General features: G+C 60.7%; 6 protein-coding genes. 5 read left to right on the top strand and 1 reads right to left on the bottom strand.

Annotation, left to right across the window (positions count from 1 at the left end; translation table 11 throughout):
• Nucleotides 1-58: 58 nt before the first annotated feature.
• Nucleotides 59-958 carry a carboxypeptidase-like regulatory domain-containing protein gene (locus tag IEW17_RS05920; protein ID WP_229748834.1) on the bottom strand — a complete coding sequence of 300 codons (900 nt, stop codon included), beginning with the start codon at nucleotides 956-958 and terminating at the stop codon, nucleotides 59-61.
• A 142-nt stretch (nucleotides 959-1,100) separates the two neighbouring features.
• Between IEW17_RS05920 and IEW17_RS05915 the strand changes: the two genes are divergently transcribed.
• From IEW17_RS05915 to IEW17_RS05895, 5 genes are all read left to right on the top strand, one after another.
• Nucleotides 1,101-1,454, top strand: a complete 354-nt coding sequence (locus IEW17_RS05915) for a FeoA family protein (protein WP_188561104.1) — start codon at nucleotides 1,101-1,103, stop codon at nucleotides 1,452-1,454.
• A 10-nt stretch (nucleotides 1,455-1,464) separates the two neighbouring features.
• A complete protein-coding gene (feoB, locus tag IEW17_RS05910; RefSeq protein WP_188561103.1) occupies nucleotides 1,465-3,633 on the top strand; it encodes a ferrous iron transport protein B in 2,169 nt (722 codons plus the stop codon).
• A gap of 80 nt (nucleotides 3,634-3,713) precedes the next feature.
• Complete coding sequence (locus tag IEW17_RS05905; protein WP_188561102.1) at nucleotides 3,714-3,905, top strand: hypothetical protein; 192 nt, start codon at nucleotides 3,714-3,716, stop codon at nucleotides 3,903-3,905.
• A 199-nt stretch (nucleotides 3,906-4,104) separates the two neighbouring features.
• Nucleotides 4,105-5,352 carry an efflux RND transporter periplasmic adaptor subunit gene (locus IEW17_RS05900; protein ID WP_188561101.1) on the top strand — a complete coding sequence of 416 codons (1,248 nt, stop codon included), beginning with the start codon at nucleotides 4,105-4,107 and terminating at the stop codon, nucleotides 5,350-5,352.
• Between the two features lie 218 nt (nucleotides 5,353-5,570).
• Nucleotides 5,571-6,989, top strand: coding sequence for a TolC family protein (locus tag IEW17_RS05895; RefSeq protein WP_188561100.1), 1,419 nt, complete (start codon nucleotides 5,571-5,573; stop codon nucleotides 6,987-6,989).
• The last annotated feature ends 91 nt before the right edge of the window (nucleotides 6,990-7,080 follow it).

Genomic DNA, 7,080 nt, shown 5'->3' with positions numbered 1-7,080 from the left:
ACGCATCGAACACGTCTTAATGGAGGTCGGCCAAAAGTACACCGTTACTTTTGCGTGACTACTTAATCATGTCTACCTCGGCCTTAATCATGGCGTTGTAGCGTAGGCCTTGGCTGTTGGCAGCTGTAATCAGGCTCCAGCCCTTGCCAATGGAGTAGTTCCAGGTGCGGCTTTCCTTGAATTCGAAGGTGGGACGCATAATCTGGCCGTAGGGCGTGTAATCGTCCATGAAGTTGGTAGCGAAGAACTTATCGCCGCTCACCACCCATTCCATGGCTACGAAGAAGCCTTCTTCGGGCGCGACAATGTTGTAGGGCGTGAGGTCGACGGTGTACCACTGGCCACCCTGTGGGGCCGATACCACTACGTTTTCGGTGAGCAGGTCGGTGTTGGGGGCGTTGTAGTTGCCGTCGGCCTTGTAGAGGCGCACGCGGAAAGGCTCGCGGGGGAAACCGTTCTCGCCGATGTAGAAGGACACCGTGCGCACGCTGCCAAGGCGCTTATTCTTATCGTTCTTCACGAAGAAAGCGTACTGGCTGCCGGGCAGGCCCTGAATCATGCCCTCGCCAGGATTGTCGGTGCGGGAGCCCAGACCCAGGTTCTTTATTTTGCCGGCCTTCACCACCACATTGCCGAGCTCGACGGCCCGCTTGGGCACTTCGATGGTGAGGTTGGTCACGGTCACGCCGCGCTTCACCAGCACCGCCCGGCGGGCGTAGCCCAAAGCAACCACGATTATGGAGTCGGCGGAGTTCTGCGTGGGGGCCGGCACACTAAAAACGCCGTGCTCATTGCTCAGGGCTCCTATCTGCTCATTTTTCAGGCCGATGGAGGTGAAAGGCAAAGGTTCTTTCGTGTCTTTATCCACGATAATTCCCTTCACCTGAAACTGCTGAGCCCAGCTGCAAGTTGCAGTAGTGAATATAAATAGTCCAATAAAAAGTAGGCGGGTGTGCATAGCAGCTTGGGTAGAGTGAACGAAATTACAAATTAGGTACGGAAAGTTATTGTAAATTTTTGAGAGATGCAATCTTGATAAAAAACAATACCGGAGAGATAGGAGGTTTAGATTCTTAGAGAGGACTTACGCTGTGGCCTGGATGAAAGAAAGCGGCAAAAAGATTTCAGGTGTACCTTTGTTTGTATTCTTTCTAAATAAGCACTTTTCCTTAGCCGTGGCTTTTTTCCGTCGTTCCTCGCAAGTTGCTGTTGTTGGCACCGCCGTCCGGCGCACCGCCAAAGACCTGCGCCTAGGCGAAACCGGTACCATCTGCTGCTTGGAAGACCCTGAAATGGCGCTTAAGCTGCTGGAAATGGGCTGTGTACCCGGTGTGCAGGTGCGTTTGAGCGGCCGCGCGCCTCTCGGCGACCCGCTGATGCTGGTGCTTGGCGACCAGGAGTACACACTGTCGGTGCGGGCCAGTGAGGCGGCCACTATATTGTTGAAAGAATAGCAGGCGAAGCATGGCGGTGGCAGCAAGCAATGCAGTGAATGCGGCAGCGAAAGCCCCGCAAGCCGGTTACCCGAATGAGTCCCGGCCCTTGCGCATTGCCCTTATTGGTAATCCCAACAGCGGCAAAACTTCACTATTTAATCAACTTACCGGCCTCAACCAGAAGGTGGGCAACTTTCCGGGGGTGACTGTGGACCGCAAGTCGGGCGTGGCGCAGCTCACGGCCACCCAGCGGGCCGAAATAATTGACCTGCCGGGTACCTATTCGCTCTATCCCAAAAGCCTGGACGAGAAGGTAATAACCGACCTGCTCTACGAGCGAGCAGCTGCTAATTACCCCGATTTTGTGGTGGTGACGGTGGACGCCAACAACCTGCGCCGCAGCCTGCTGCTGTTCACCCAGCTCGGCGATTTGGGTTTGCCCGCCGTACTGGCCCTCAACATGATGGACGTGGCCGAGCGCCACGGCATTCGCATCGACCTGCCGGCGCTGGAGCGGGAACTAGGCGTGCCCATCATCCCGATGAACGCCCGCAACGGCAGCGGCGTGGCCGCGCTCAAAATCGTGATGGCTCAGCGGCTCGCCGCGCCGCCCGTACGCTTTTGGGAGCCCGACGCGCAGGTACTACCGCTGGTGAGGAAAATTCGGGAGCAGTTCGACCTGCACAACGACTATCTGGCGCTGCACTACGCCCAGCAGTACCGCCAAATCAGCTTTTTGAGCCCCGAAGAAAAGACGAATATTCAGGAACTGGCGCAGCAAGCCGGGTTTGATGCGACGGCGGCGCAGGCGGCCGAAACCATCGGTCGATACGCCCGCATCAATGAAATTCTGCTCGAAACCGTGACGGTGACGCGCACGGAAAAGCGCGAGCCCATCAGCAACCGCATTGACAAGGTGCTGACGCATCGGGTGGGCGGCTACCTGATTTTTCTGGGCATTCTGTTCCTGTTGTTTCAGGCCATTTTTGCCTGGGCGCAGTACCCGATGGACTGGATTGACCAGGGGATTTCCGGGTTGAGCGCGGCCATTCAGGACCGATTTTCGGGGCCGCTGGTGCGGCTGCTCACTGAGGGCGTACTGGCCGGATTGGGTGGGGTGCTGATATTCATTCCGCAGATTGCCTTGCTGTTCGGGTTCCTGGCCATACTGGAGGAAACCGGGTATATGGCCCGCGTTACTTTCTTGATGGACAAGCTGATGCGGCCATTTGGGCTGAGCGGCAAGAGCGTGGTGCCGCTGATATCGGGGCTGGCCTGCGCGGTGCCGGCCATCATGGGGGCGCGCACGATTGAGAGCTGGAAGGACCGGATGATTACGATTTTTGTGACGCCGCTCATGTCGTGCTCGGCGCGCATTCCGGTGTACACGGTGCTGGTGGCGCTGGTGGTGCCCGACCAGGCGGCTTGGGGTATTTTCAACCTGCGCGGCGTGGCCCTGATGTCGCTGTACTTGCTGGGCTTGTTCTCGGCGCTGGGCTCGGCTTGGGTGCTGAAAAAGGTGCTGAAAGCGCGGGAGCGGAGCTACTTCATCATGGAGTTTCCGGTGTATCAGTGGCCGCGCTGGAAGAACGTGGGCCTGACCATTTACCAGAAAGTGCAGGCGTTTGTGTTTCAGGCGGGCAAGGTGATTATTGCCATTTCCGTGCTGCTGTGGGTGCTGGCCAGCTATGGGCCGGGCCAAAAGCAGGAAATGGCGGAAGCGCAGGTCCGGCAGCAAGCCGCCGCACGGGGCTGGGACGCGCCGGAACTCAGCCGCCAAGTAGCTTCGGCCCGGCTCGAAAGCTCTTACGCGGGCTCGTTTGGCCACGCGCTGGAGCCGGCCATCCGGCCGCTGGGCTACGACTGGAAAATCGGCATTGCGCTGCTCACGTCGTTTGCGGCGCGGGAGGTGTTCGTGGGCACAATTTCCACTATCTACAGCGTGGGGCAGGACGCCGACATGGGCACGCTGCAAGAGAAGCTGCGGGCGGAGAAAGACGCGAGCGGCCAGCCGTTTTTCACGCCGGCGCGGGCGTTTTCGCTGCTGGTGTTCTACGTGTTTGCTATGCAGTGCATGAGCACGCTGGCCGTGACGTACCGCGAAACCAAAAGCTGGAAATGGCCCCTGGCGCAGCTGATTTACATGACCGGGCTGGCGTATGTAGCGGCTTTCGCGGTGTATCAGGTGCTGGCGTAGCTGCCATCGGCTGGGATATAGCGCGGCCGCGCAGCTTTGGCTAACTTTTTACGCCTGAGCGGGTTCGGCTAGAAACAGCTATGGCCAAGCGCAACTCGCCCAACGACATTAAGGAAATCGACGACCTCAACCGGCTCAGCGAAATTGTGGTGGATAAACGTACCAGCAAGCGGGCTGATGCCAGGAAAAGCCGGCGAAACCGCCACTACGACAAGCAGTTTATAAAGGAAGCGCTGAAAGACGACCTGTACGGGAGTGGAGTAGTGGAGTAGGTTTTCGGGTTGGTCCGCTCCCAGCTGAGGAAAGCTGGTGGAGCGACTGTCCGGTTTAGGAGCGAGTGTTCATAAATGGACAAATTTCTTGAATCCCAGGGTGCTATATTTTTATTAAAATTACTGGTAATCAATAAATTATGTAATTGGCACGGGCCTTGGCAATAGGTGTAGGAACCTCCCTTCTTCCTGCACGAAAATGGACAGAGCCATTGCCACTTCTACTCAAACCCAACGGCAGCGCCGCCGCTGGCTCCTGACGGCCGGAGCCCTGGTACTGGCCCTGGGGGCCGTGCTGGCCTTCCGCACGGTGTTGCGGCCTAGCCTGCGCCGCGCCGACATCCTGACCGCCACCGTGGAGACCGGCGACGTGGAAGCGTCGCTCACGGCGGCTGGCACCATCATTCCGGGTCGTGAGGCGGTGATTACCAGCCCCATTCAAAGTACCATCAGTCGGGTAGTGGTGGCGGTAGGGGCGCGGGTGCAGCCGGGCGAAACCATTCTGGAGCTGGATAAGGAGCTGGCGAACTCGACGCTGGCCAAGCTCGACGACGAGCAGCTGCGCAACCAGAACAAGAACTCGCAGCTGCAAGTGAACCTGGAGCGCAGCCTGACCGATTTGCGGGCCCAGGCCCAGGTGCAGGCCGTGAAGGTCCGCAGCCTGCAGTCGACGCTACGCGACGAGCAGCAGCTGCTAAAAATAGGGGGCGGCACCGCCGAAAACGTGCGCCAGGCCGAGCTGAACCTAACCGTGGCGCGGCTGGAAACCGAACGGCTCACCCGCCAGATTCAAACCCAGCAGCGCTCGAACGCGGCCGATGTGCGCGAGCTGGGCTACACGGTTTCGATGCAGCAGCGCAGCATCTCGGAGCTGGCCATAAAGCTGCGGCAGGCCAATATCAGCAGCCAGCAGCCGGGCGTGCTCACGTGGGTGAATGAGAACATAGGCACCACGGTTCAGGCCGGCGACGCCCTGGCGCGGGTAGCCGATTTGAGCAGCTTCCGGGTGCGGGCCACGATTTCGGATTCCTACGCCGATGCCCTGCACCAGGGCGACCCGGTGAACGTGCGCATCAATGCCACCGACTTGCGCGGCACCGTGGCCAGCATCAGCCCGGCCGTGGACAAGGGCGTGGTCACGTTCTACGCCCAGCTCGACAACCCCCACCACCCGGCGCTGCGGGCCAACCTGCGGGCCGATGTCTTCGTGGTGACGCGGGCGCACCGTGGGGTGCTGCGCGTGAAAAATGGTCCGTTTTACCAAGGTGGCAAGGAACAGCCGGTGTTTGTGCTGACGGGCGGGCGGGCGATGCGCCGCACGGTGCGCTTCGGCGACAGCAACTTCGATTTCGTGCAAATCATGGGCGGGCTGCGGGCGGGGGAGTCGGTCATCGTGTCCGATATGAAAGAGCATTTGGACACGCCGGAACTGACGGTGCAGAAATGACCTCGCGGCTTACCTCACCCCCCGGCCCCCTCTCCCGTGGAGAGGGGGAGCCTGACGACTCCATTTCAGCAGTTACTTATTTGAGCACTCTGATGTTTTTCTCATCTTTCTGTAAAAAGGTCTCCATTGGTCTGACGAAATCGTCAGGCTCCCCCTCTCCACGGGAGAGGGGGCTGGGGGGGCAGGTTGGCCGCCTTCGCCGGGTGCTTGTCTTCTTTTTGTTCTTTCCCATCATCGGTCATGCCCAGTCCCTCACGCTGGCCGAGGTTATCGCTGAGGCGCTCAGCCACTCGGCGGCCGGGCAGCAGGCCGTCACCAACCGTGAAACGGGCTATTGGGCGTGGCGTGGCTACCAGGCTAACTACCGCCCGCAATTGGGCCTGCAAGGGACGCTGCCCAACTTCAGCCGCGTGATTACGCCCGTGGTGCAGCCCGACGGCACCACCGATTTCCGGGCTGTGCGCATCAATAATTCCAACGTGGCCCTGACCCTGAGCCAGAACATTGGGTGGAGTGGGGCGCAGGTGTTTGTGGGGGCCGAGGTGCAGCGGTTTGATGATTTCAACGGCAACCTCAAGCGGTACAACAATCAGCCCCTCACGCTCGGAATTACTCAGCCATTGGGGCAGTTCAACGGCCTGAAATGGGCCCGGGCCATCGAGCCGCTGCGCTATCAGGAAAGCCAGCGCACCTACGTAGAGGAGCGCGAAACCCTGGCCCAGCGCGTCACGGAGCTGTATTTCGACGTGCTGCTGCAACAAGTAAACGCCGCCGTGGCCGGTCAGAATGCCCAAGCCACCGCCGAGCTGCTGCGCATTGGCCGCGAGCGGTTTGCCCTCGGCCGGCTTTCCCAAAGCGACTTGCTGCAGCTGGAGCTAAACCTGCTGGATGCCCGTCAGGCCCAGAACCAGGCCCGGCTCGATGCCGAGAGCGCCGCCCTGGCCCTGCAAGCCTACACCGGCGCACCCGCTGCGGACGGTGCTCCCGCACTGGCTGTGCCCGCGCCGGCCCCGCAGCCGCCTGTGCAGCCGGCCCAGGCGTTGGCCGAGGCCCGCCAGCACCGCAGCACCACGCTGGCCTTCCGCCGCCGGCTGCTGCTGGCCGAGCGCGACGTGGCCCTGGCGCGGGGCACCACCGGGTTTCAGGCCACGCTCACGGCCAATCTGGGCTATGTGAATCAGGCCCCTAACCTCGTCGACACCTACGCTAACCTGCAAAACCAGCAGCAGGTGCGCTTAGCCTTCGGGCTGCCGCTCGTGGATTGGGGCCGTCGCCAGGCCATTGTGAAAACCGCCGAGCTGGCCCGCGACCAGACCCGCCACGACGTGGCCCAGGAAACCCGCAGCTTCGAGCAACAGGTGCTGACCCAGGCCGCCCAGCAGCCCGCCCTGGCCGAGCAGATTCAACTGACCAGCCGGGCCGACTCGCTGGCCCAGCGCCGCTACGACATCGCCCGCGCCACCTACCTGCTGGGCCGCATTAGCCTCACCGATTTGAGCCTGGCCTCGATTGCCAAGGACGGGGCCCGGCGCGGCTACATCTTCGCCCTGCGGGCGGGCTGGGTGGCCTACTACCGCCTGCGGGCGCTGACTTTGTACGACTTTGAAAAACAGGCTTCAATAGCCGTAAATCACTGATAACTAACTGATATTACCTCCTTGCTCATGGAAAATCTGCTCGCCAAATCCCCCGAAACCCGCACGCTGCCGAACGGGCCCGCCACGGCCA

It is taken from the genome of Hymenobacter frigidus (assembly GCF_014640435.1).
GTDB classification, from domain to species: Bacteria; Bacteroidota; Bacteroidia; order Cytophagales; family Hymenobacteraceae; genus Hymenobacter; species Hymenobacter frigidus.
Note: the sequence above shows the minus strand (reverse complement) of the source record. Positions and strands in the feature narration are given on the sequence as shown.